Source organism: Flavobacterium aquariorum, assembly GCF_003254745.1.
In the GTDB taxonomy this organism is placed as follows: Bacteria; Bacteroidota; Bacteroidia; order Flavobacteriales; family Flavobacteriaceae; genus Flavobacterium; species Flavobacterium aquariorum.
On record NZ_QKXH01000002.1, the window covers coordinates 422,918 to 447,601 of the forward strand.

The window sequence follows — 24,684 nt, forward strand, 5'->3', positions numbered from 1 at the left end:
AAAAATCCACTTAATTTAGTTGGCAAAAGTAGTAAAAAAATAGATAATGATTAATCTGCATTTGATAATTAGCATATTTTTGTAAAATCGCATTAGATAGATTGCACAAAACCTTACGAAGGCATTTATAACTTATCTTTGTATCAAATGAAATTCCATGATTACCAAAATAGAAAGATTCACTGATAGCACTTATTTTACAAATGCATTAAAAGCAACTATATCAGCAGTTCTTCCAGTATTGGTATTCACCTATTTTGGACTTTTTGAAATTGGTTTTGTCATTGCCCTTGGTGCTTTTTTAACGTATCCAAGTGATATTCCAAGTAGTTTAAAGCATAAAATAAACGGAATTATTGTCACCGCTTTTTTGATAGCGGGAGTCAATTTATTAATCAATCTTACGTACCCAATTCCCTTTATTTTTTATCCATTTTTTTCCATATTGGTATTCATATTAGCTATGTTATCTGTATATGGACAAAGAGCTACATTCACATCTTTTTCTGCTTTATTGTCGGTATCCTTATCTTTCTCTCATCTGCATACTGGACTGGAAATGGTTCAACATTCAGCGTTAATATTAGCCGGAGGTTTATTTTATCTAGTCATTTCACTACTGTTTCATTATATAAGCCCCTATCGTTATGCCGAATTACAAGTTGCCGAATGCATCAAATTAACATCCAAATACCTAAAACTAAGAGGGGATTTATGGAACAGCGTTGCCGATAGAAAAGTAATTCTCGAAAAACAACTGCATTTACAAGTCGAACTCAATGACATCCATCATAATATTCGAAGAGTACTTATTGGAAAACAAATAAATGCTGTTTCTTCCAACCAAAACCGAAAAATGCTCATTGTATTTATTTCTTTGGTAGAGATATTAGAATTAGCCCTATCTACTTCATTCGATCATAATCGATTACATCAAAAATTTGAAAAGCATCCTAAAACATTAGCCACTTACCAAAACTTGGCTTATAATTTGGCATCAACACTAAAACAATTATCCCAAAACATTGAAAAAAGAACCAATTATATCCCAAAACATAAATTATCCAAACATTTATTAGCTCTTGAAACCGCTATAAATGAGTATGAAAACGAATTGGGAAAAATAGAGGCTTCCGAGGGGGTTTTAATGCTAAAAACCATGCTCGAATATGCGGAGAAACAAGTCGAGAAAATCAAAGTAATTGAACGCGCTTTCACATCAGTATCGAATACTTATGACTTTAAGGGGAAAGATAAAGATTTAGAAAAATTTTTAACTCCCCAATATTATCCAATTAGTACATTTATTCAAAATATAAGTTTTTCATCAACAATATTTAGACATTCCTTACGATTAACGGTTGCGCTTATTTTAGGAGGCATTATAGGCAAATTGCTTCCGTTTCAAAATGAATATTGGATTTTGATGACTATCATCATCATAATGAGGCCTGGTTATGGATTGACCAAACAGAGATCGATACAACGTGCTATTGGAACTGTTATTGGCGGTATCATTGCATTCAGTATTTTATCTTTAATGCCTACACATTTTTTATTAAGCATTTTGGCAATACTCTGTATGTTGCTTGGATTTTCTTTTGCACAAATCAAATATACGGTAAGTGCTACTTTTGTGACCATGTATATTGTATTCTTACATGGAATTTTGTCTCCTGATTTTGTAAATGTCATTCAGTTTAGAATAGCGGACACTTTAACTGGAGCTTTACTGGCTTACTTTGCCAATCATTTTTTATGGCCTTCTTGGGAATACATCAAAGCTCCTGAATACTTAAAGAAATCTATTATAGCCAATCGAAATTACTTAAAAGAAATTTTTATTTTTTATACCCAAAAAGGAGAAGTCACGACCTCCTATCGTTTGGCAAGAAAAAATGCATTTATTGAAATTGGAAATCTCATGGCTTCATTCCAAAGAATGTCACAGGAACCGAAGTCCAAACAAAAGAAAATGGTTCTTTTATATAAATTGACAGAACTCAATCATTCCTTGCTTTCATCAACAGCCTCTTTAGGCACTTATACCCAATCCCATAAAACAACACCTTCTTCCAAAGCATTGACTATTGTTGTCGAAAAAGTGCTTAAAAACTTAGAGCAGGCTATTGCTTATTTAAAAGGAGAACCAATTAATGATTCAAATGAAATTACAAAAGAAGAATTGGCCAATCGTTTTATTGAATTAAAAAACATTCGTCAAAACGAACTAAAAGAGGGAAATCCAATTGACGAAGAAGCTTTTGCCTTAAAAATGCAGGAAGCGCAATTGGTAATAGAACAATTAATTTGGCTAACCAATTTATCGGAGGGAATTTTAAAAAACACTAAAAAACTAATGGAAGATTGAGTAAAAAAGAATGACAGCTTTTAGTTTCTTCTATTCGAAACCAAAAGCTGTCATTTAGTATTTATTAACTTGAACTAGTACTAATTGGAAATCATTACAAAAATGACAAATCTTCATCTTTAGCCCTGATCTCCTAAATTGCTCTCGCAATTACCTTTTATTTTTTTCTTTAAAAAAGCAAAGATATAGTGTAGAGCAGGTTCTATGTGACTAAAAAGCCTTATGCTGTTGCTCCAAAAATTAATAATTAAACTAGATTTAGCTTAATTTTAAAACTTCAGCAGTATTATTTCTAATAGCTGCCAATAGCTCTGAATTTTCATTTAAAGACTGGCCAAAAGAAGGAATCATAGCTTTCACTTTTTCCTGCCACTCCGGAGAACTAAATTGCTCTGGGAAACATTTACCCACCAACTCAACCATAATAGAAACAGCAGTTGAGGCTCCTGGAGAAGCTCCTAATAAGACCGCCAAAGTCCCATCGTTTGTATTGATAATTTCTGTACCAAACTCTAATTTTCCAATTAACTCTTCGTCTTTTTTGATAACCTGAACGCGTTGACCTGCTCTTTCCAGTTTCCAATCTTTTGTTCTGGCATTAGGGACATATTCGCGCAAGGCATTCATTCTGTCTTTTGGAGATTGACGCACTTGCTCTATTAAATATTTAGTAAGCGGAATGTTTTTGTATCCAGCAACAATCATCGGAATTACATTATCTGGTTTTATAGACAACGGTAAATCTGAATAAGAGCCATTTTTTAAAAATCGGGTAGAAAATCCAGCGAATGGTCCAAAAAGCAATGCTCTTTCTCCATCAATCATTCGAGTATCTACGTGAGGAACAGACATTGGTGGCGCACCTACACTAGCTTTCCCATATACTTTAGCTTGATGTTTTGCTATAACTTCGGGATTAGTACATTTTAGCCATTGTCCACTAACAGGGAAACCTCCGTATCCTTTTCCTTCGGGTACATTTGCTTTTTCCAATAATGGCAATGAACCTCCACCAGCACCTATAAAAACAAATTTGGTATATACTTTTTTCTTTTGACCGGTAGCCAAATCAGTAATTTTTATCCTCCAAGATTTGTCTTCTCTCTGTTTTAATTTTTTTACTTCATGGCTGTAGTGTATAGTCACATTATCCAGCTTTGTCAAATAAGCCAGCATGCTTCTGGTCAATGTACCAAAATTTACATCCGTACCAATTTTCATTGAAGTTGCAGCTACTTTTTCATCTAGATTTCTGCCTTCCATTACTAAAGGCATCCATTTTTGCAATTCAGAAATATCAGTGCTAAAAATCATTTCGGCAAAAAGAGGATTTGATTGCAAAGCTTCAAACCTATTTTTTAGAAAGTCAACATTTTTATCACCCCACACAAAACTAATATGAGGAATACTTTTTATAAAATCTTCTGGAGTTGAAAGTTTTCCTTCTTTGACCAAATAAGACCAAAACTGTCTGGAAACCTCAAATTGTTCTGCAATACTAATTGCTTTATTTGGATTTATTTTTCCATCAGCACTTTCAGGAGTATAATTAAGCTCACAAAAAGCGGAATGTCCTGTCCCTGCATTATTCCATGCGTCAGAACTTTCTGCCGCTGCAACATCTAATCTTTCGTAAATATCAATCTTTAAATCAGGTTGTAATTCTTTTAAAATTAAACCTAGAGTAGCACTCATAATCCCAGCTCCAATTAGAACTACATCAGAATTGGATCGTATTGTTGTATCGGACATTTTTGTGTGTTTTTAAGAAGTTGCAAAAATAGTTCTAAAAATCACAAAAAAAAATTATTTTTTGGTTACAAAACACCCAAAAAACATAACAGTTTGTTAAATTAAGAGTGCTATTTTCGATTCAAATAATCTTGAAGCATTATAGTGGCCGAAATTTCATCAATTAAAGCTTTATTTTGACGCTGTTTTTTATTGAGCCCGCTATCAATCATTGTTTGAAAAGCCATTTTGGAAGTAAAACGTTCATCAACGCGAATTACCTTCATATCAGGAAAGTGATTGGTAAAATGAGTTACAAATCCTTTAATTATGGATGCACTTTCAGATGGTTCACCATTCATTTGTTTGGGTTCACCAATAAGTACTGCTTCTACTTTTTCTTTAGCAAAATAATCTTTCAAAAAAGCAATTGCAGTTGTGGAGGGAATCGTAGTCAAACCCGAAGCAATAATTTGCAATTCATCGGTAACTGCTATTCCTGTTCGTTTTTGTCCGTAATCTATAGAGAGTATTCTTGGCATTTTATTTTTTTTATCAAAGGTAACTATTTTAATTTCCCAATTCTGAACAACAAAGGAAAAGTCACTTTCTTGTCATTATTTTGCCAAGAAATATTCAATTCTTCCCTAATCAATTCCAATGGATTGCTTTTGTTTTTCAAAATATAATGCTGTGTTGCCGACCATGTTTCGAGATATCCCATCAATTCTTCAAAAGACCAAGTAAAATGATTTTCAAAACTATCGATAGCAATTTCATCAAAAGGAAATGGAATCGTCGTATAGTTTTCATCCAAATATTTTCGCTCTTTATCCCAATACTCCCCAACTATATTGTAATAATAATTGCGGAGTATCACATCGGATTCGGCATTGGTAGAAAACAATCCATATCCCAAAACAGCAAAGGTTCCATCGGGTTTCAAAATTCTGTAGATTTCTTTGTAAAACAAATCAAAATCAAACCAATGAATAGCTTGGGCAACAGTAATTAAATCAAAAGTCTGATTATCGAAGCTTGTCTTTTCGGCCGACTCCAATTGATACACTAAATTAGGTGCTTGAATAGCATTATCCAGTTGGTTTTGACTAATATCAATTCCATAAACTTTTTCGAAAACAGTAGAGAGTTTATGAGCAATTTGTCCATTTCCGGTAGCAACATCAAGTGCTTTTGATTTGTTTTTTACAAACGAAATTAAATAGTCAATCATTTCATCGGGATAATGTGGACGATATTTTGAATATTCTAATGCTTGTTTAGAAAAATTATCTTTCATATGTTGATATTTATTGTTTTTTATCGGTCATATGTAATTCGTATTTCATCCTTTGCTAATGTGACCAATTTTTAAGTAATACTCATTTCATATTCCTTTACTTTTTCGTTTATCAAATTTACTACATTTAATCAACTACAAGTTAAATCTATAACATTTTCAATACAATTTCTCTTTTTTGCTATTGGTTAAAAATGGTATCTTTGCCAAAAATCTATCAAAAATGAATTCATTACAAACAATAATAGAACAAGCTTGGGAAAACCGTGCTTTATTGCAAGAAACAACCACTACTGATGCCATCAGAGAAGTTATAGAATTATTAGATGCAGGAAAATTACGTGTTGCTGAGCCTGTTGGCGAAGGATGGCAAGTAAACGAATGGGTAAAGAAAGCCGTTGTGATGTACTTCCCTATCCAAAAAATGGAAACATTAGAATCTGGAATTTTTGAATACCATGATAAAATGTTATTAAAAAGAGGTTATGCTGAAAAAGGAATTCGTGTAGTTCCAAATGCTGTAGCTCGATACGGTGCTTATATTTCAAGTGGTGTAATCTTGATGCCAAGTTATGTAAACATTGGTGCTTATGTCGATGAAGGAACAATGGTGGATACTTGGGCAACTGTGGGAAGCTGTGCTCAAATTGGTAAAAATGTACACTTAAGTGGTGGTGTTGGAATTGGTGGAGTATTAGAACCATTGCAAGCCGCTCCTGTTATTATTGAAGATGGTGCTTTTGTAGGTTCTCGTTGCATTGTAGTTGAAGGTGTTCATGTTGGTAAAGAAGCTGTTCTTGGTGCCAATGTGTGTTTGACAGCCTCAACAAAAATCATTGATGTAACTGGTGATGAGCCTTTAGAAATGAAAGGTTTTGTTCCTGCTCGTTCAGTAGTAATTCCTGGAAGTTATACCAAAAAATTTGCTGCTGGTGAATTCCAAGTGCCTTGCGCTTTAATTATCGGAACTCGTAAACCATCTACTGATTTAAAAACATCTTTAAATAACGCGTTAAGAGAATACGACGTAGCAGTTTAAAAATTATTTTTCATAAAGAAAAGAGGTCTTATTTTGTAAAATAAGACCTCTTTTTATATCGACCAAAATTCAAAATATCAACTATTTTTCTTCTGAATTTTAATTAGTTTGGCATATTTCATATAAGAAAAAAAACTTTGAATCATAGAAATTGTCAATCCGTCCAATCCATTCAAAAACCCTTTTTTAAAGAAATAACAACGTACAAATGCAACTGTTCCATTTAGAATTGGCTTATACCCTGATATCCTTACACCTTGATCAAAAAGTTGTTGTGCATGCCAACTTGAATATTGATTTTTTTTGGAAATAATTTGTTCCAAGGAGTCCCAACCATAGTGCAGTATATGAACAGGAACTTTCTTCTCATTGGTGGCAACTATAGTTTGATGCACTTTTGAATTAGATGGATTTGCTGATTTTTTATTAAAAAAACGTACTTTATGGTCTGGATACCAACCTGCAAAATCAATTAATTTATCACCCAAAAAGTTTTTTACTCTAAAACTAAAGGCATCATAATCTCCTTTTAGATATTTTTCTTTTAAAATATAATCCTCAGCGTCTTTATCCAAAAACTCATCGGCATCCAAGTTGAGAATCCAATCATTTTTACAAAAAGGTAAACCATGAGTACGTTGGGGACCATCGCCTAAAAAAGGTTGTTCAATTACTATTGCCCCTTTTGCTTTAGCTATCTCAACTGTTCTATCTTTACTCAAAGAATCAACTACTATTACTTCATTACAAACTCTAAAAAGCGCATCAATGCACTTTCCTATCATTTTTTCCTCATTAAAAGTAATAATCAAACCACTTATCGCCATCGTAATATTTATTTGCTGCTACAAAAATATAGTTTTTCCAACTAGATTACTCCATTTATAATCCAGCTCCCGCAAATATCTGTAAATACTTTGTATTTTAGCACTCAAATTAAGTTTATTCAATATGAGAATTTTAGTTATTCAGCAAAAAAGAATTGGTGATGTGCTTACAAGTACGATAATATGCAATAATTTAAAAAAACAATTTCCGCTATATACAATTGACTATATGTGTTATACCAATAGTCTTGACGTTTTAATAGGAAATCCAAATATTGACAACGTAATACCATTATCCCACAAGGTCAGAAAAAATTATTTTTCACTATTTAAGTTTATTTTTGAAATTAGAGCTAAAAAATACGATGTCATAATTGATGTTTATAATAAATTAGAAACAAATCTAATTACAATGTTTGCTGGTTCTCATTTTAAAATAGCCTATCACAAATGGTACACTAAATTGTTTTATACACATAATTTAAAACGTTTTGAAAATACCGACACGCCAAAATATGGATTTGCCATTGACAATAGACTTTTATTATTGGAGCCCTTAAATCTAGATCAAAATGCGATAGATCCTTATCCCAAATTATTTGTGAGTTCAGAAGAAAATGAAGAAACAATTTTACTTTTTGAAAAACACAAAATAAACAGAAGCAAAAAAACGATAATGATTAGTCTACTAGGAAGTGAGAAAAACAAAACCTATCCTCTAGAATACATGGTGAAGGTTGTTGAATATGTCGCAAACCATAAAGACGTAACAATACTTTTCAATTATTTTGAAAATCAAATTGAGGATGCCAAATCTATTTATAATTCCTGTTCACAAGAGACTCAAGAAAAAATACATTTTGAATTATTCGGTAAAGATTTGAGATCATTTATATCTATAATGAATCAATGTGATTTAATTATCGGTAATGATGGAGGAGCAATCAATATGGCAAAAGCCTTAAACAAACCTGCCTTTACGATTTTTTCTCCTTTCGTAGAAAAGAAAATTTGGGCAACTTTTGAGGATGGAATAAAAAACATATCTGTTCATTTAAAAGATTTCAAACCTGAGTTATTTACTAATATTAATCATGATGAGATAAAGAAAAACCACACCTCTTTATATCAACAACTTTCTCCCGAACTATTTAAAGATAAAATTGATTTTTTTATAAATAATAATTAACAATACGATTAAGCCCTATTAAATAAGTCCAATTTACACCATCAAATTAATCAAAAACTTATCTTATCATATAATGGATGTTTCAATTATTATAGTCAACTACCGAAGTTGGAAGCCATTACATAACTGTCTAGAATCATTACTTTCAATAGATAAAACAAACATGAATTTTGAAGTAATCATTGTTGATAATTTTTCGAATGATAGAGAGTTTGATTCGTTTCAAAATAAATTTAAAGACTTTATTTTCATCAGAAACAATACTAATTCTGGTTTTGCGAATGGATGCAACCTAGGAGCAAAAGAAGCAAAAGGAGAATATTTTTTATTTCTGAATCCTGACACCGTAATTTCACCCAATACCCTAAACACACTTTATAAAACTTATAAAAAACATTCAGAAATAGGAATATTATCATGTTTACAGGTTGACAAAAAAAATCATTTTTTTTATCAAACCAACATTTTTCCATCACTAGCGCGTCTTTTTGCGATAAGCAGGTTTTTTTTTAGAAAAATAATTAAAAAAAGAACAGACACAATTTTCGACTCCAAAAAAGAATTATTTTATCCTGACTGGGTCACGGGAGCAGTAATTTTTATAAGTAGAGATTGGTTCAAAAAAGTAAATGGTTGGAATGAGGATTATTGGCTCTACTTTGAAGATGTAGAAATTTGCAGAAAAATAGCCCAGAGGAATGGTAAAATGGCAGTGACTAGAAATACAACTATATTACATGAACACGGTGGTTCTTCAAGAAATGATTTTGAAACGGAACATATCAGCAAAACAGAAGTTATCATTTCAAAACATGTATACATAAACAATAATTTTAAGCCATCAACCAAGGCACTAGCACATGTGTTTTTGATACTCTTTATACTTTTAGAAAAAACCTTTCTATCACTTTTAAGCTTATTTTTATTTTTTAATTTAAAATTGAGAACAAATAGATACATTCTCAAAAATCTTTGTTCCTATTATTTTAATGCGATAAAAAAACAAACTTGGTTAAGTAAAAGATCTGTAAACTATCAAAAAGTCGACTTATGACAAATAGCAATGCTAAAAAATTGTCTGTGTTAATTATAACTTTAAATGAAGAAAAACATTTAAAAGCTTTATTATCAGATTTAGATTTTGCGGATGAAATAATAATTGTCGATTCGTTTAGTACAGATGAAACAGAATTTATTGCTAAAACTTTTCCTAAAGTAACGTTTATACAAAATAAATTTGAAAATTTTTCCACACAAAGAAATTTTGCAATCTCACAAGCCAAAAATGACTGGATACTATTTCTTGATGCAGACGAGATTTTAACTCCTGAATTAAAGCAGGAAATTATAGAAACGCTACAAAACAACCAAACTTATGTAGCTTACTTTTTTGAAAGAATTTTTATGTTTGAGAATACTGTTTTAAAGTATAGTGGCAATCAAACGGACAAGATATTCCGCCTTTTCGATAAAAAATCAGCGAGATATGATGAAAAAAGATTGGTTCACGAAAAACTAATAGTTAATGGTGAAATTGGTTTTTTAAAAAACAAACTAATTCACCATTCCTATTGTAGTTATCATGATTACAGGGAAAAGATTATTTTTTACGGAAAATTTAAAGCTCAGGAAAAATTTATAAAAAAAATAAAGCCAACATTATTACATCAGTTTTTCCATCCCAGTTATAATTTTCTTTACAACTATTTCATTAGATTAGGATTCCTTGATGGCAAAAAAGGAATAATTATCTGCTACCTAAATGCTTATTCTATAGTTGTACGATACAAAGAGTTAAAAAAACTATGGAAACAAAATCAGAATCTTACTTCCAAAATTTAAGTTTCTTCTTCAATCTTTTCTTTCTGTGAAATCTTTCTTGAAAATCGGCAGTATATCGCCAAAGAGTTTCAAATATCAAATTCTCAGGCTCACCTGATGCTTTTGCATATTCATTGCTCATTACGGCTACCATTTCTTTTACAGGTGTTAATCGGCAGAGATTTTTCATTCGCAATTCAAACGACATTTTTTCATGAAAATTCATTCTATTCAAATCAACCAAAAAGAAATGATATTGCCCTTCAACACTCTTTTTAATTAATGTATTTCCAGGAGAATGATCTTTGAACTCAATTCCTTTTTGATGCAAAGAATAAGAAAAACGAGTAAACTGGCGCAGAATATTTTCATGATCAGGATAAGTTGGAATTTCCACTAATTCTCTGTAGGTCAAATCACATTGAAGATGTTCACTGGCATAATAACTGTCTTTCAATCCTATCCAATTATAATTCTCCGAATAAGCGATAGGTTGTGGCGTCCCAATTCCTTTTTCCAATAAAAGAGTAGCATATTCAAAAGAGCGTCTTGCTTTTGACTTTCTAAAATATCGATAAGCAATCTTATTAATCAAATTTGGGATTTTGAAAGATTTGATATTAACAATCATATCATCAAGTTCAAATAACTTGATGATATTTCTTTTGCCGTCACCAAAGATTTTTCCTGAAGTTTTGAAATCACGAATATAACTATCGATTTCAGTAGATTTTGAAGTAAATTTTGAATTTATAATATGAGACATTAGCTTTATGACATTAAAATTTTGGCAAAAATACCAAATGATTTTTTTAGACCTCTAAAAAACACTACTTTTCTAACAATATAAATGCATTGGACAATAATTGAGTTACTTATTTAAATACAATAAATTAAATAATGATTGCAAATAATACTATTCAGCCAGATATATCTTTTTTCTTGTTACAAAACTATATCTATAAACTGTTCTGTTTTTGCAATATAAATTAATCATTATAGGACCTATTTCTTAATTTAGCACCTCAAAATTGAACTATTTTCATGTTTTTTATTTGTTACTTTGCAAAAATGTTTTTTAAACATATCAAATACAACACAAAGAATAGATACTTATGACAACGCAAGAAAAATACGATATTGCAGTAATTCTTATAAACTATAATTCAAGCGAACACAGTATCAACTGCATCCATTCAATACTTAAAAATACATCTGATAATTTAAATTTTCAAATCATCATCACAGACAATGCCTCTGAAGAAAAAGACTATTTAAATTTAAAGAAATTTTGTGATCAGGAAAATAATCCTAAAATAAAATTATATCGCAGTAATATCAACACTGGTTTTGGAGGCGGAAATATGCATGGTGTACAATATGCGAATGCTAATTATTTAGCCTTTTTAAACAATGACACATTACTACTGAATGATTGCCTTTCAATACTCAAAAAATTCTTAGAAGAAAACAAAAATACTGGTATAGTTGGAGGTCAAGCCTATAAAGAAGATGGCTCATTTATGCTTTGTTCAGATCATTTTGCATCTCCATATACTGAGCTTTTTGGAAAAAAAATATTAGAAAAATTAAATCCCATAAAATATCCCAAAAGCAAGAAACTTTACGACAATCCTACACGAGTAAACTATATTACAGGAAGTTTTATGTTTATGAGAACTGAGGATTTTAATGAAATTGGAGGATTTGACACAAATATCTTTTTATATCATGAAGAATCTGATTTATGCAAACGATTGCTCAACATATCCAAATTGGCCTATTTAATACCTGATGCAAAATATATTCATTTACATGGCGTTAGCACCACACAATCTATAGCAATTAAGAAAGAATTAAAAATATCTTTATTATATGTAATCCAAAAACACTATGGCTTTTGGGCACATAAAATAGTTTTGGTTTTCCTTACTATTAAATATTTTTTCAGTGGTATCGTAAAAACTAAAAACAGAGCTCTTTTCGTATTAGTTTTAAATGGAGCCCCTTTGACTAAATCTTTAAAACAAATTCAAAAAATACAAATTATTAAATAGCAAAATATGAAGTTGGTATAGATTTAATTAGTTACTAATAAATTGATAGATTTTAAAAAAAACCGGTTGCATATGAAAACAACAATTATACCCTAAGGTTCTTCCGAAATAGTATTTTAAAAAACCTTTAATCAATTATATTTTATAGTTTTTAACTATACAGGAATTATATAACGATTATATTTGTGTTAAACCAATTATGTGTGTGTGTTTAAAATTCTTGAAGGTTCACTTAAGTCTTTTTTATAAAGAACAAATTTTCACTAAATCTGTCATCTTATATTGCTTAAATCCAATAATTCAATGCAATTTTAGAAAATTTATTTAACAATAAAAAGTTTCTCAAATTTATTATATCCTTCTTTAGTCTTTAAGTATTTGGGCAAATTAGAATCTTTACTTATGACTTCAAACTCCATTTCTCGACCAAAGAGATCTTTACCAGTGTTAATTAATTCAATTATACTTTTTTCATCTTTATACTCTGCTAAATTATATTCTGAATGAGAAAAAGCCTCTAATTTTTGAATTATTTTTTTAACACCTCCAACATAAGTAAAATGCCATCCAGCATTTGGAATAATTTCATAAACTTCTCCCCTTCTTTTGGTTCGCATAATTGTTTTTCGAATTTTAAAAGGCTTCTTTTTAAAAAGTCTATAGGGTACCATTGCGGTACAATGCCAAATCCCATCTATGGATTCTTCTTTAGTCATATTGCTTCCACTGTCAAACACAAGCTTATTATTAAGAAAATACATAAACATATCCATCTTCAACCCATAAATTTTATTTATTCCTTGATGAATATATTTTTTAATTACTGAAGCATCTGGAATTTCATCAACATCAGAAATCAGTATAATATCATCAGGTTTACAGTCTACTAAACCTTTGACAATAGAATTTCTTTGAAAGAATTCTATTTTCCATGGAGAAAAAGGATTAAATATTGGAACAAATAATGGATACTTTGATATTTTTACATGTATTATCTTATCTAAAAATCCAGAAAAACGCTCTTTATTTTCTTCAAAAATAAAAGGTTTTGAAGAATTTTGAAATGTTCTATCAGCTTCTACCAATACAAATTTATCAACAACATCGTTTAATTCATTTAGCCGTATTTCTAGTAAATCTAATTCATTAAAGAAAATAAAACAATCATAGACCATATCTTTTTTGCACAAATATAATAAAAATAAGTAGGTTTCGAATTAAATCAAAATTACTATACTAATAGATTAAGCATAACTTATTTAAATTAAAAAATCTAAATTTGCGAATTCTAAAAAAATAATTTTAAAAAAATTTAACCATAAAGCAAGAAAAAAGCTTGTATTTAGTAACTTTTTTATATCATTTATCAAAACAAAAACAAGATTATTTAATTTAAAAACAATCATTTATCAAGTACATTTGTAATTAATTCGCACAACAGTATTAAAATATTCTTAAATGAAAATAACAATAATAAGCTATGATAATTGGGGACTCAATAATAACTTAAAAAATGCTTTGGAACAAAACGGCCATATAGTACATCATATTAATTTTTTTGATTTTAAGCACAATTACCCCAATTTTCAAACTAAACTTTACAATTTTATTTTAAAGACAATATTTAGCAAAAACATTAAAAACATTTATTACGGTAAAGAAATACTCAAGAAGTTAGAAAAAAACAATGAAATCCAAGACATAATTCTAACCATTAAAGGAGATTTCATTGACCCTAAATCTATTTTGGAATTTAAGAAATTTACACAAAAATCTATTGCATTTTTTAATGACAGTATTACAAGATGTCCAAAAATTAAACACACAATTCCAAATTTTGATGAAGTATATTCTTTTGAAAAAGACGATTGCGAAAAATACAATCTAAAGTTCCTTACCAATTGGATTTATCCTATTCCAAAAAGCGAGCAAAAAAAAACTAATTATCAAGTTTTTAACATTAGCTCCAAAGACAGGCGTTTTTCATTAATATTAAAAATAGTCTCAATTTTAAAAGAAAAAAACATTAATTATAAAATTATTGTTTTTGATAAAAAAAATAAAAACCAGAAGTCTAATATTGAATACATATCAAAACAAATTCCATTGACTGAGGTTAATGATTATTTGCACACTTCCCAGGTTTTACTTGACATTAATAGAAAAGGACAAAAAGGACTCACTTTTAGAGTATTTGAAAGTATTGGTTTACAAAAAAAATTAATCACCACAAATGCAGACATTAAAAATTATGATTTCTACAACCCTAATAACATATTGATAATAGATGAGAAAAAACCTAATATCTCTTTGGATTTTTTCAATACCAAATACGAGAAAATCTCCAAAGAAATGCTCAAAAATTATACTATAAAGGGATGGATTAATCAAGTTTTAAATTAACCTTATCAACTTTACAATTAGATAATTTTCAATTAATAATCCAACATTAATAAAGTATATTTGCATTTTTTAAAATTAATTTATTCCAAAATACTTTATTAAAAACCATTTTTTGAAAAAACAAATTCATGAAAATACAATTCACATTAGCTATTACCATTTTAACAGCTTTATCTTTAAAGGCACAGAGCATCCCAGTAGGTTCTATTGATCTAATAGAACAAAGAAGCAGAAATGAACAATTATTGGGTAATGGAAATCCATTAATATCTTATACTTTAAGGCCGTTAGCATTAGAAATAGTAGATTCTACACAAACATATGACATCCATTCCAAAAAAGTAACAACAAAGATACTTCCCATTACATTAACTCAGCAATACAATACATTTGCTCCTTATGGTTGGAATGATGGTTCGATGATTCCTGCAAAAGGATATCAAACACTTCTTACTGCTGGTTTATACGCTCAATATGGGATTTTGAGTGTACAGTTAAAACCAGAATATGTATATGCCGCTAATCCTGATTTTGACATTTTCCCATTAACTGAATCTAGCTCAGTTCGTCAAATCAATGCTTATTATTTAAACTATACTGATCTACCTACTCCCTATGGAGATAATTCCTATAGTAAATTAAACTGGGGTCAGAGTAATATCAAACTCAACATTAATAAATTTTCTGTTGGTATATCTACTGAAAACTTGTGGTGGGGTCCAGGAAATAGAAATTCGTTGATAATGAGCAATAACGCAACAGGGTTTTTACATTTCACCTTAAATACGAGACAGCCAGTAGAAACTTTTATAGGAAGTTTTGAAGGACAAATTATATCTGGTAAATTAGAGGGATCTGGCTTAAGGAGCCCGAAATCACAATTTATAATTGATGGCGTGGATTACGAGATTCCCAAAAGCAATGATTGGCGCTATATCAATGGACTCTCCATAAACTATCACCCTAAATGGATTCCTGGCCTATTTGTGGGATTGAATCGTACTATACAAGTTTATCGTGATGACATGGGAAACAGTTTTTCAGATTATATGCCAATTTTTGATCCTTTTCAGAAAAAAAATCTAACAAACGAAGATCCAAAAAACAGGGACCAATTAGCTGCTCTATTTTTTAGATGGGCTATGAAAGAATCAAAATTCGAATTTTATGGAGAAACCGGTTGGAACGATCACTCCTCAACACTTTGGGATTTATCTGAATCCCCAGAACATTCCAGAGCATATCTTTTTGGTTTTAATAAACTTTTTATACTTAATAAAACCAAGAATAAATATTTGAAAGTAAATTTTGAAACTACTCATTTAGAACAAAGTGCTGACCGTATCGTAAGACCTGCGGGCGCTTGGTATCTTCATGGAATCATAAAACATGGCTACACCAATAAAGGAGAAGTTCTTGGGGCAGGTATAGGACCTGGGAGTAATTCACAGACTTTAGATTTTAGTGTTTGGGAAAAGGATAAAGTTTGGGGAATTCAAGTAGAACGATATGCTCATAATATGGATTTTTATTATGATGCCTATACATACTATAATCACAAATGGGTTGATTTAAAATTAAACACTTATGCTTATCGAAAATTTGGTAACTTAGGTGTTCAAGCAAACCTAAATCTTTCTGAAATTCGCAATTATCAGTGGCTTTTAGACAATAACAAAATTAATCTGCAATTTCAATTATCATTGCAATATCAGTTATAAAAAAAAGCAAGATATCAAAAATGTAATTTTTCATTTTATTCAATAAAAGAAAACACACTATGAAAACTTCTGTTGCAATGTGTACTTATAATGGAGAAAAATATATTAAAGAACAGCTTGAAAGTATTTTTAACCAAACTGTAGCTATTGATGAAATAATCATTTGTGATGATGGATCCAATGATAAAACTATTACAATTATTGAGCTAATTCAAATAGAAAATCCCAATAAAATATCTTTATATAAGAACCAAATTAATTTAGGAAGTACTAAAAATTTTGAAAAAGCAATTGAATTTTGTTCTGGGGATTACATTTTTTTAAGTGATCAGGATGATATTTGGAAAGAAAACAAGGTAGAGAAAGTCATTCAACATTTTTTTAAGAATCCATCAACTGAAGCCGTTTTTACTAATGGAGATTTATTTAATGGTGAAAATAAAAAAATCGAAACACACTCTCTTTGGGATTCTGTTTTTTTTATGGAAAATCAATTATCAAAACCAATTGATTTATATCAGCATATTTTATTTAAAGCAAATATGGTGACTGGTGCCACCCTTTGTATTAAAAAGGAAATAAAAAAATTAATTTTGCCCATTCCTAATATCAAAAAATTCTATCATGATGAATGGATTGCAATAGTTATAGCCTCGCGAAACAATTTAGAATATCTAACCGATAAATTAATCTCATACAGAATTCATTCTAGCCAACAAAGTGGTATTAGTAGTAATCTTAAAATAAGTAAATCAAAGAAATATCAATTAAAGAGCAACCACATTTTAGGTCATGACACACCAAACTCATTTCAGGAACATAGCCAATTAGCTAAACTATATTTTCGCAATTATTTGAAATTTAAAACTGCTTCCAAAGAAGTTAAGAATGACTTTCCAGTAAATTTTAACGAAATAGCCGAAACTTATTTGGATTTATTCAAAAAATGCAATGAATCGCTAAAAAAAGCCAATCCAATTTTCTATTTTTTTAGAAATTTGACCGACAAGATGAGAGGAAAAAGACAATTAAATTAAAAACAAAATGGACATCAATCAAGAAATACACAACGCATTCGAAGTCATAAAAGAAGGCGGAATCATCCTCTACCCTACCGACACCGTTTGGGGAATTGGATGTGATGCAACCAATCCAGAAGCTGTCGCTAAAATATATAAACTCAAACAAAGAGCCGAGACCCAAAGCATGATTTGCCTGATGAATGGCGAAAAAATGATTTACAATGTTTTCAAAGAAATACCAGAAGTAGCTTGGCAAATTATGGACTTTTCCGAAAATCCAACTACTTTAGTTTTAGACAAACCTCGTAATGTAGCTCCAAACATTATTGCGCCCGATAATACATTGGGCATTCGTCTTGTCAAAGAACCTTTTTGTTTCAAACTGATGGAACGTATGAAAAAACCATTGGTCTCCACTTCGGCTAATATTTCTGGCCAACCGACTCCAAAAAGTTTCAAAGAAATTAGTCCCGAAATTATAAAAGGAGTTGACTATGTTGTAAATTTGCACCACGATAAAATTGCTGGAAAACCTTCAACAATCATTAAATTAACTAATGATTCACAGGTAAAAGTGATTCGCAAATAGTTTTCAGTTTTCAGTTTAACCACTTTAAACTTTAAGCTTTAAACCAATAAAAATGAGCACTAAAACTTCATACAAAGAAGCCTTAAATAATAAAATATTCGAAGTCATTTCGCAAGCATCCCAAGAACTAAATGTCGAAAGTTATGTGATTGGTGGTTTTGTACGTGATTTACTTTTAAACAGAAACTCAAAAAAAGATATCGATGTTGTAGCCGTTGGAAGTGGAATCGAACTGGCCCTGAAAGTATCTGATTTACTTCCTAAAAAACCAAAAGTACAAGTTTTTAAGACTTATGGAACTGCAATGTTGCGTTTTGAAGACACCGAAATTGAATTTGTGGGCGCTCGAAAAGAATCCTATAATCTTGACAGCAGAAATCCTATTGTTGAAAACGGAACGCTCCAAGACGATCAAAACAGGCGCGATTTCACCATTAATGCCCTAGCTTTATCATTGAACGCTACTAATTTTGGTGCTCTTTCTGATCCCTTCGGCGGTATTTGCGATTTGGAAAACAAAATCATAAAAACGCCACTCGACCCAGACATCACTTTTTCTGATGATCCTTTGCGAATGCTAAGAGGAATTCGGTTTGCAACTCAATTGGGTTTTGAAATAGACCAAAATTCATTGGACTCCATTACCAAAAATGCTGAACGTATCAAAATCATTTCCGGTGAGCGTATTGTCGAAGAATTGAATAAAATCCTTTCTACAGACAAACCTTCCGTTGGATTTTTGTTATTATTTAAAACTGGACTTTTGGATATTATCCTTCCTGAATTGACCGCTTTAAACCAAGTGGAAGAAATAGAAGGTCACACCCACAAAAACAACTTTTACCACACGCTTGAAGTAGTGGATAATATTTGTCCAAATACCGACGATGTTTGGTTACGTTGGTCGGCTTTGCTTCACGATATTGGGAAAGCTCCAACTAAACGCTTCAACAAAAAGCAAGGGTGGACTTTTCACGGACATGAATTTCTTGGCGGGAAAATGGTAAAAAAAATATTTGAACGCTTACACATGCCATTGAACCATAAAATGAAATTTGTCCAAAAAATGGTCATTATGAGTTCCCGTCCAATCGTTTTGGCACAAGATATAGTAACAGACTCGGCAGTACGACGTTTGGTTTTTGATGCAGGGGAAGATGTGGAAAATTTAATGACACTTTGTGAAGCCGATATTACCACCAAAAACCCTAATAAATTCAGGAAATATCATAGTAATTTTGAAATTGTACGCAAAAAAATTGTCGAAGTCGAAGAACGCGACCACATTCGCAATTTTCAACCGCCAATTTCCGGCGAAGAGATTATGGGAATTTTCGACCTGAAGCCTTCCCGCGAAATAGGGATACTTAAAGAAGCCATTAAAGAAGCCATACTTGAAGGGGAAATTGCCAATGATTATGATGCCGCCTATGAATTTATGATGAAAAAAGCGCAGAAGTTGGGATTACAGAAAGTGGAAAAAAACTGAGAAAGATTAACATAATTAAAAATGAAAAATAACAAATCCGTAATTATCTGGCTACTTTCAGGTTGCTTTTTAGTGTTTGTAATGGTTGTCGTGGGTGGTATCACTCGATTGACAAATTCAGGTTTATCGATGACCGACTGGCATTTGGTAACCGATACTCTTCCTCCTCTTACCGAAGTCAAATGGCAGGAAGCATTCGACCGATACAAACAGTTCCCTGAATACCAAAAAATCAATATTCACAACGATTTCACACTTTCTGATTATAAGTTTATCTATTTTTGGGAATGGTTTCACCGTTTTATAGGGAGAATAATTGGTCTGGTTTTCATTGTTCCATTCTTTTATTTCTTAGCCAAAAAGAAAATTGACAAAGCCACATTAAATAAATGTTTCGTGCTACTCGGAATGGGTGCTTTGCAAGGCTTTTTTGGATGGTTTATGGTAAAAAGTGGTTTGATTGACAATCCGGACGTGAGTCATTTTCGTCTTTCGCTGCACCTCACTTTTGCTTTTCTAACTTTTGCCTATACTCTTTGGGTAGCACTGGATTTAATCTATCCAGATAGAAAAGAAGCCATTGTTCCTTTACAAAAAATAGCTCGATTTGCATTAGTGTTTTTGCTTTTGCAAATTGTATACGGTGGATTTGTTGCAGGTCTAAATGCAGGTCTAATTCACAACCATTGGCCCATGATGAGCGATGGACAATTCATTCACGACAGTGTATTTATTGAGCAAAAAACATTGCTACTAAACCTTACCGAAGGAAAAAGTGGCGTTCAACTGGTACACAGAACCTTAGCTTATGTTGTTGTGGGATTCATTTTATTCCTCTACTTTAAAAGCAAAAAATACCAACTGTCTTCACAACAACAAAACGGATTGAATGCATTGGTGCTAATCGTTTTTCTTCAATTTACTTTGGGTGTTTTTACATTACTGTACAGCGTACCACTTTGGCTTGGTTTAACCCATCAAATTGTAGCGTTCTTTCTTTTGACGGCAATGACATACACTTTGCATCGATTGAGCAAATAACACTATTTTATAGCTAAAAAATGCTTTTAGAAACAGAATGACTTCTTTGAAGAAACTGTTTCTAAAAGCGTTTTTGTTATTTTTAACTACTGTTTACGATTCAAATACTTAAATTAGACTTACTTTTGTAGTCTGACTATATTGTCACATCTTGTTCTTTCATCCATTAAAATGTCTAAACTTGCTGCTCAAAATCAATTTCTTGATTTATCCGATTACGGTAGACCGCTTGCCAAAATATTTGCCAATCAATTAAAAAATACTCGTTTTACCCCCATTCACGTAACACTTCTTTTCGGTATTTCTGGTCTGATTGCTATCTTTTGTATTTTACAAAATCACTATTTTTTGGCCTCTTTTTTCATTATTTTAAAATCAATAATTGATGCCGCCGATGGTGAATTATCACGAGTTAAAAATACACCATCGTACACTGGAAGATACCTTGATAGCGTGTTCGATATAATCTTGAATTTTTTGATATTGATGACTATTTGCTATGTGTCAAAAACTACTTTTTGTATAACTTTTTTGGCATTTATCGGGATACAATTGCAAGGCACTTTGTACAACTATTACTATGTAATTTTGAGAAATAAATCTGTTGGAGGAGACGCAACAAGTCAAATTTTCGAAGACCAATCCCCACGTGCATTACCTGGTGAAAGTCAAAAATCAGTCGATATTTTGTTCAAAATTTATACTCTCGTTTATGGTGTTTTTGACAAGATTATTCATGCTTTGGACAAAGAGGCATACAAGGTAAAATCATTTCCAAATTGGTTCATGACAATTCTTTCAATTTATGGATTGGGTTTTCAATTATTGATAATTGCTGTTATGCTTTCTTTAAACGGGCTAGAGTACATCGCCCCGTTTTTTATAATTTACTCTTTTCTTATTTTTGTGCTAATAGCGATAAGAAAAGCATTTATACAGCCTTAAAATCATCATAAACAAAATCTATACACGATGTTTAAACTACATTAATTCAGTATTTTAAAACAAATTACATCATTAATAATTTGAAGTTGTTTTTAACTTATCCAATTTTTAAAATCCGACACCTTTTCCCGACTTACAATCACCTCGTCTTCCTTATAAGTAGGCAAAATAATCTTTAACCTAGAGTTGCTGTACACTACAATTTCCTTTATTGCCTTTAGCGGAATTATGAATTTTCTGCTGATTCTATAAAAATCAGTAGTATCTAATTCTTGCTCCAAAACTTCCAAAGTGCAATCCATCAAATAATTTCTGTTATCGAAAGTGTGAATATATGTTCCCTTATTTTCGCTAAAAAAACATTCAATCTCATCGGTGGAAATCACCTTGAGATGCTGCCCTATTTTTACGGTAAATCTTTTTTTGAATGTTTTTTCAAAAGGGTTCGAAAGCATTTTTCGAATTTGTTCAAAATCCAATTGTATGGATTCATTTCCTGCATTTTTTGAAAGCTGAAAATGATTTTTAAACTTCGTTACTGCAACTTCCAAATCATCTTCGTCGATGGGTTTCAAAAGGTAATCAATGCTGTTTAATTTGAATGCACGCAATGCATATTCGTCGTAAGCAGTCGTGAAAATAACAGCACTTTTTATGTCCGTTTTTTCGAAGATTTCAAATGACAAACCATCCGATAATTGGATGTCCAAAAAAATTAAATCGGGATGTTCATTTTCGGAAAACCAATTCAACGCTTCTTCAACAGAATGAAGCATCACTTCTACCTGAACATTTATTTTTTCGAGTTTGCGTTGCAACAATCTTGCCGCCGGTTTTTCGTCTTCTATTATTATTGTGGTCATATTTAAATTTTAGATTACAGATTGCAGAATTTAGATTGCAGATTGCAGATTTTGAAATTTCACTGATTACTATTTTCTGCTAACTGACAACTCACTCCCACTTTTGACTCTTGTCTTTATCCATAAACTCTTTGATTTTTCTTTCTTCCCAGTCGGCACCAAAAAATAGATCTCTACCAAAAACAGACATTCCATGAGCTACCAAACCGATGCCCCAAAACAATGCTGTGGAAAAAGTTTCCCATCTAAAAAAAACTTCGGTTCCCAATACGCTCCTATTAAAACTAGAGACAATTATAAAAGCATTTACCAAAACATAAATCAGTAAATGAATATAGAATCCTTTGATTCTTTTTACTCTTTTATAAGCCAATTCATATCTTGTGTCTGGATTGAAATTTTCATCCTGAAAATTTTCTAATAACCGTTTTCTATATCTTCCCATTTTATTTTATTTTATTTTTAGATTCTAAGTTGCTAAGGCACTAAGATTTAAAAAGCCAAACTAATAAGCTCGAAATTGAGTTACTTTTCTTTAAACTTAGAATCTTAGAAACTTAAACTCTTAGCAGCTCTTAAATTATTATTCCCACGTTTTTTTTGTTTGCTCTTCTTTTTCCATATATTCTTTAATTTTTCGTTCTTCCCATTCTCTATTAAAAAATGGTGAATAATTAAAAACTTTTAATCCATGAAAAAGAACACCAATTCCCCATCCCAATAAAGGCCAAAAGAACCATAAATACTGTGGCGATGTTACTAAATTTAATACTAGTAAAAAGCAATTTACCACTATATAGGAAATCAAATTTCCATAAAAACCTTTTATCTCTTCTACTCTTTTTCTCGCTTTATAATAGCGTTCTTCGTCTGTATTTTGATTTTCCATGACTTCTAAAATTTATAATTAAATTACATCCTATTTCCAACTCTGCTTGTTGTTTTCTTTTTCTAATATTTCCTTAATTTTTCTTTCTTCCCAATCAGTTCCATACCCAAATACCTTAAAAGCATGCATCGTTAAACCGAATCCCCAACCCGCTGCAGAGAACCAGAACCAATGAAATTTTGGCATATAGGTGAGATTAATAAATATTAAAATTGGAATCACAGTACAATAGGAAATCAAATTCCCATAGAATCCTTTGAGTTGTTCGACTCTCTTTTTTGCTCTGTTGTAAGCTCCATTTTCATTGTAATTTAAAGTTGTTTCCATAACACTGATTTGTTTAGTTAAAATCGGAATCTTAACCGTAAATGTTTTTTCATTTTGTTCTATCAACACTTTTCTGTTGGTAATAATTCCGTACCTATCCACAATATTTTGCAATCCTACACCTTGACGACTTTGAATAACTTCTTTCTTTTGAAAATCATTTTGAATCGCCAAATAATCACCATCAATAAATATTCTGATGTGCAACGGTTTTTGTTCACTAACCACATTGTGTTTTACTGTGTTTTCCAGAAGCAACTGCAACGAAAGCGGTACCACTTTGGCCTCTGGATTTATATCTGTTTCTGGCAATTCATAAAACAGACTGTTTTCGAAACGCATTTTCAAAAGGTTCATGTACGTTTTGGCAAATGACAACTCTTCGGCAACCGAAACCAATTCTTTATCTTTTTGTTCCAAAACATAGCGGTATATTTTGGACAATGAAGTGGTAAAACGTTGTGCATTTTCAGGATTTTCCTCAATCAATGAACTTAAAACATTCAAACTATTAAAAAGGAAATGCGGGTCGATTTGATTTTTTAAGGTTTCAAACTTGGCATTTGCAGTTCCGGCGATGATTTTTTGCTGAGTTACTTCAGTTTTTGATGCTTGTTTCCATTTTACCATAAAACTTCTGGCTTGCATAAAAACAGAAACCCCTAATGACAAAATGATGTAAAAGAGATGAATCCAAACCATCCTTTCATTAAAAAACTGATCTATGGACATTTTTTGCAAAATCACAAAAATGATATAATTTATGCCCAAAACAACAGGAATTGTGTACAGAACAGTAACCAAAATCCCGTAATAAACTCTCAAATTAGTTTGCTCGAGCCAATCCCATTTCCTGTCAAGTAAATTATTCAAAAAACCATTCCCAAAACCCAAACCAAAAGAATACAAGCAACTCAAAGAGAACGTTATTAAGACATTTTGTATACTAAAATCACTTCCTAATAAAACTGAAAAAACAACCGTAAAAACCATAGAAATTTTGAAACACATAATCGTTCCACTCTTTAAATCAGAAAATGTATTTCTATAGTCTTTCATT

General features: G+C 31.1%; 23 protein-coding genes. 13 read left to right on the forward strand and 10 right to left on the reverse strand.

Annotation, left to right across the window (positions count from 1 at the left end):
* Positions 1–157 precede the first annotated feature (157 nt).
* Positions 158–2,371: an FUSC family protein gene (locus tag DOS84_RS04495; RefSeq protein ID WP_111408916.1), complete on the forward strand. Its 2,214-nt coding sequence runs from the start codon at positions 158–160 to the stop codon at positions 2,369–2,371.
* A 258-nt stretch (positions 2,372–2,629) separates the two neighbouring features.
* Here the strand turns inward: DOS84_RS04495 and DOS84_RS04500 are convergent, their stop codons facing one another.
* The 3 genes from DOS84_RS04500 to DOS84_RS04510 form a co-directional block, all read right to left on the reverse strand.
* Positions 2,630–4,123: a malate:quinone oxidoreductase gene (locus DOS84_RS04500; RefSeq protein WP_111408917.1), complete on the reverse strand. Its 1,494-nt coding sequence runs from the start codon at positions 4,121–4,123 to the stop codon at positions 2,630–2,632.
* Positions 4,124–4,233: 110 nt separating this feature from the next.
* Entirely contained in the window at positions 4,234–4,644 is a 411-nt protein-coding gene (ruvX, locus tag DOS84_RS04505) for a Holliday junction resolvase RuvX (RefSeq protein WP_111408918.1), read from the reverse strand.
* A 23-nt stretch (positions 4,645–4,667) separates the two neighbouring features.
* Complete coding sequence (locus DOS84_RS04510; RefSeq protein WP_111408919.1) at positions 4,668–5,402, reverse strand: class I SAM-dependent methyltransferase; 735 nt, start codon at positions 5,400–5,402, stop codon at positions 4,668–4,670.
* 223 nt (positions 5,403–5,625) lie between these two features.
* Here DOS84_RS04510 and DOS84_RS04515 point away from each other — a divergent pair, with 223 nt between their 5' ends.
* Positions 5,626–6,441, forward strand: coding sequence for a 2,3,4,5-tetrahydropyridine-2,6-dicarboxylate N-succinyltransferase (locus DOS84_RS04515; RefSeq protein ID WP_111408920.1), 816 nt, complete (start codon positions 5,626–5,628; stop codon positions 6,439–6,441).
* A 77-nt stretch (positions 6,442–6,518) separates the two neighbouring features.
* Here the strand turns inward: DOS84_RS04515 and DOS84_RS04520 are convergent, their stop codons facing one another.
* Positions 6,519–7,268: a glycosyltransferase family 2 protein gene (locus DOS84_RS04520; RefSeq protein WP_111408921.1), complete on the reverse strand. Its 750-nt coding sequence runs from the start codon at positions 7,266–7,268 to the stop codon at positions 6,519–6,521.
* Positions 7,269–7,392: 124 nt separating this feature from the next.
* Between DOS84_RS04520 and DOS84_RS04525 the strand changes: the two genes are divergently transcribed.
* From DOS84_RS04525 to DOS84_RS04535, 3 genes are all read left to right on the forward strand, one after another.
* The gene (locus DOS84_RS04525) at positions 7,393–8,457 is read left to right on the forward strand and encodes a glycosyltransferase family 9 protein (protein ID WP_111408922.1); all 1,065 of its coding nucleotides are present in this window, start codon (positions 7,393–7,395) and stop codon (positions 8,455–8,457) included.
* Positions 8,458–8,530: 73 nt separating this feature from the next.
* Positions 8,531–9,511, forward strand: coding sequence for a glycosyltransferase family 2 protein (locus tag DOS84_RS04530; protein WP_111408923.1), 981 nt, complete (start codon positions 8,531–8,533; stop codon positions 9,509–9,511).
* Entirely contained in the window at positions 9,508–10,299 is a 792-nt protein-coding gene (locus DOS84_RS04535) for a glycosyltransferase family 2 protein (protein ID WP_111408924.1), read from the forward strand. Before DOS84_RS04530 ends, DOS84_RS04535 begins: the two co-directional genes overlap by 4 nt.
* Here the strand turns inward: DOS84_RS04535 and DOS84_RS04540 are convergent.
* The gene (locus DOS84_RS04540) at positions 10,283–11,044 is read right to left on the reverse strand and encodes a Kdo domain containing protein (protein ID WP_111408925.1); all 762 of its coding nucleotides are present in this window, start codon (positions 11,042–11,044) and stop codon (positions 10,283–10,285) included. The two genes, DOS84_RS04535 and DOS84_RS04540, sit on opposite strands and share 17 nt — an antisense overlap.
* A 349-nt stretch (positions 11,045–11,393) precedes the next feature.
* On the opposite strand from DOS84_RS04540, the gene DOS84_RS04545 reads away from it, so the two are divergent.
* A complete protein-coding gene (locus tag DOS84_RS04545) occupies positions 11,394–12,335 on the forward strand; it encodes a glycosyltransferase family 2 protein (RefSeq protein ID WP_111408926.1) in 942 nt (313 codons plus the stop codon).
* Between the two features lie 320 nt (positions 12,336–12,655).
* Here the strand turns inward: DOS84_RS04545 and DOS84_RS04550 are convergent, their stop codons facing one another.
* The gene (locus DOS84_RS04550) at positions 12,656–13,525 is read right to left on the reverse strand and encodes a glycosyltransferase family 17 protein (RefSeq protein WP_124020618.1); all 870 of its coding nucleotides are present in this window, start codon (positions 13,523–13,525) and stop codon (positions 12,656–12,658) included.
* Between the two features lie 268 nt (positions 13,526–13,793).
* On the opposite strand from DOS84_RS04550, the gene DOS84_RS04555 reads away from it, so the two are divergent.
* The 7 genes from DOS84_RS04555 (at position 13,794) to DOS84_RS04585 (ending at position 21,545) form a co-directional block, all read left to right on the forward strand.
* A complete protein-coding gene (locus DOS84_RS04555) occupies positions 13,794–14,738 on the forward strand; it encodes a WaaS/CpsH family glycosyltransferase (protein ID WP_111408928.1) in 945 nt (314 codons plus the stop codon).
* Between the two features lie 128 nt (positions 14,739–14,866).
* On the forward strand, positions 14,867–16,459 hold the full coding sequence (locus tag DOS84_RS04560; protein ID WP_111408929.1) for a capsule assembly Wzi family protein: 1,593 nt from the start codon (positions 14,867–14,869) through the stop codon (positions 16,457–16,459).
* Positions 16,460–16,518: 59 nt separating this feature from the next.
* A complete protein-coding gene (locus DOS84_RS04565; RefSeq protein WP_111408930.1) occupies positions 16,519–17,496 on the forward strand; it encodes a glycosyltransferase family 2 protein in 978 nt (325 codons plus the stop codon).
* Positions 17,497–17,503: 7 nt separating this feature from the next.
* Complete coding sequence (locus DOS84_RS04570) at positions 17,504–18,070, forward strand: L-threonylcarbamoyladenylate synthase (protein WP_111408931.1); 567 nt, start codon at positions 17,504–17,506, stop codon at positions 18,068–18,070.
* A 52-nt stretch (positions 18,071–18,122) separates the two neighbouring features.
* Positions 18,123–19,559, forward strand: a complete 1,437-nt coding sequence (locus DOS84_RS04575) for a CCA tRNA nucleotidyltransferase (RefSeq protein WP_111408932.1) — start codon at positions 18,123–18,125, stop codon at positions 19,557–19,559.
* Positions 19,560–19,580: 21 nt separating this feature from the next.
* A complete protein-coding gene (locus DOS84_RS04580; RefSeq protein ID WP_111408933.1) occupies positions 19,581–20,600 on the forward strand; it encodes a COX15/CtaA family protein in 1,020 nt (339 codons plus the stop codon).
* Between the two features lie 171 nt (positions 20,601–20,771).
* Positions 20,772–21,545: a CDP-alcohol phosphatidyltransferase family protein gene (locus DOS84_RS04585; protein WP_111408934.1), complete on the forward strand. Its 774-nt coding sequence runs from the start codon at positions 20,772–20,774 to the stop codon at positions 21,543–21,545.
* Positions 21,546–21,637: 92 nt separating this feature from the next.
* Here DOS84_RS04585 and DOS84_RS04590 read toward each other — a convergent pair whose 3' ends face one another.
* The 4 genes from DOS84_RS04590 to DOS84_RS04605 form a co-directional block, all read right to left on the reverse strand.
* Positions 21,638–22,408, reverse strand: a complete 771-nt coding sequence (locus DOS84_RS04590; RefSeq protein ID WP_111408935.1) for a LytR/AlgR family response regulator transcription factor — start codon at positions 22,406–22,408, stop codon at positions 21,638–21,640.
* A 91-nt stretch (positions 22,409–22,499) separates the two neighbouring features.
* A complete protein-coding gene (locus DOS84_RS04595; RefSeq protein WP_111408936.1) occupies positions 22,500–22,853 on the reverse strand; it encodes a 2TM domain-containing protein in 354 nt (117 codons plus the stop codon).
* Between the two features lie 138 nt (positions 22,854–22,991).
* A complete protein-coding gene (locus tag DOS84_RS04600; protein ID WP_111408937.1) occupies positions 22,992–23,297 on the reverse strand; it encodes a 2TM domain-containing protein in 306 nt (101 codons plus the stop codon).
* Between the two features lie 30 nt (positions 23,298–23,327).
* The gene (locus DOS84_RS04605) at positions 23,328–24,683 is read right to left on the reverse strand and encodes a 2TM domain-containing protein (RefSeq protein ID WP_111408938.1); all 1,356 of its coding nucleotides are present in this window, start codon (positions 24,681–24,683) and stop codon (positions 23,328–23,330) included.
* Between the last annotated feature and the right edge of the window lies 1 nt (position 24,684).

Excerpts from the sequence above, each read along its gene's own strand:
- DOS84_RS04495 (WP_111408916.1), top strand. The coding sequence starts at position 158 with ATGATTACCAAAATAGAAAGATTCACTGATAGCACTTATTTTACAAAT.
- DOS84_RS04500 (WP_111408917.1), bottom strand. The coding sequence starts at position 4,123 with ATGTCCGATACAACAATACGATCCAATTCTGATGTAGTTCTAATTGGA.
- ruvX (WP_111408918.1), bottom strand. The coding sequence starts at position 4,644 with ATGCCAAGAATACTCTCTATAGATTACGGACAAAAACGAACAGGAATA.
- DOS84_RS04510 (WP_111408919.1), bottom strand. The coding sequence starts at position 5,402 with ATGAAAGATAATTTTTCTAAACAAGCATTAGAATATTCAAAATATCGT.
- DOS84_RS04515 (WP_111408920.1), top strand. The coding sequence starts at position 5,626 with ATGAATTCATTACAAACAATAATAGAACAAGCTTGGGAAAACCGTGCT.
- DOS84_RS04520 (WP_111408921.1), bottom strand. The coding sequence starts at position 7,268 with ATGGCGATAAGTGGTTTGATTATTACTTTTAATGAGGAAAAAATGATA.
- DOS84_RS04525 (WP_111408922.1), top strand. The coding sequence starts at position 7,393 with ATGAGAATTTTAGTTATTCAGCAAAAAAGAATTGGTGATGTGCTTACA.
- DOS84_RS04530 (WP_111408923.1), top strand. The coding sequence starts at position 8,531 with ATGGATGTTTCAATTATTATAGTCAACTACCGAAGTTGGAAGCCATTA.
- DOS84_RS04535 (WP_111408924.1), top strand. The coding sequence starts at position 9,508 with ATGACAAATAGCAATGCTAAAAAATTGTCTGTGTTAATTATAACTTTA.
- DOS84_RS04540 (WP_111408925.1), bottom strand. The coding sequence starts at position 11,044 with ATGTCTCATATTATAAATTCAAAATTTACTTCAAAATCTACTGAAATC.
- DOS84_RS04545 (WP_111408926.1), top strand. The coding sequence starts at position 11,394 with ATGACAACGCAAGAAAAATACGATATTGCAGTAATTCTTATAAACTAT.
- DOS84_RS04555 (WP_111408928.1), top strand. The coding sequence starts at position 13,794 with ATGAAAATAACAATAATAAGCTATGATAATTGGGGACTCAATAATAAC.
- DOS84_RS04560 (WP_111408929.1), top strand. The coding sequence starts at position 14,867 with ATGAAAATACAATTCACATTAGCTATTACCATTTTAACAGCTTTATCT.
- DOS84_RS04565 (WP_111408930.1), top strand. The coding sequence starts at position 16,519 with ATGAAAACTTCTGTTGCAATGTGTACTTATAATGGAGAAAAATATATT.
- DOS84_RS04570 (WP_111408931.1), top strand. The coding sequence starts at position 17,504 with ATGGACATCAATCAAGAAATACACAACGCATTCGAAGTCATAAAAGAA.
- DOS84_RS04575 (WP_111408932.1), top strand. The coding sequence starts at position 18,123 with ATGAGCACTAAAACTTCATACAAAGAAGCCTTAAATAATAAAATATTC.
- DOS84_RS04580 (WP_111408933.1), top strand. The coding sequence starts at position 19,581 with ATGAAAAATAACAAATCCGTAATTATCTGGCTACTTTCAGGTTGCTTT.
- DOS84_RS04585 (WP_111408934.1), top strand. The coding sequence starts at position 20,772 with ATGTCTAAACTTGCTGCTCAAAATCAATTTCTTGATTTATCCGATTAC.
- DOS84_RS04590 (WP_111408935.1), bottom strand. The coding sequence starts at position 22,408 with ATGACCACAATAATAATAGAAGACGAAAAACCGGCGGCAAGATTGTTG.
- DOS84_RS04595 (WP_111408936.1), bottom strand. The coding sequence starts at position 22,853 with ATGGGAAGATATAGAAAACGGTTATTAGAAAATTTTCAGGATGAAAAT.
- DOS84_RS04600 (WP_111408937.1), bottom strand. The coding sequence starts at position 23,297 with ATGGAAAATCAAAATACAGACGAAGAACGCTATTATAAAGCGAGAAAA.
- DOS84_RS04605 (WP_111408938.1), bottom strand. The coding sequence starts at position 24,683 with ATGAAAGACTATAGAAATACATTTTCTGATTTAAAGAGTGGAACGATT.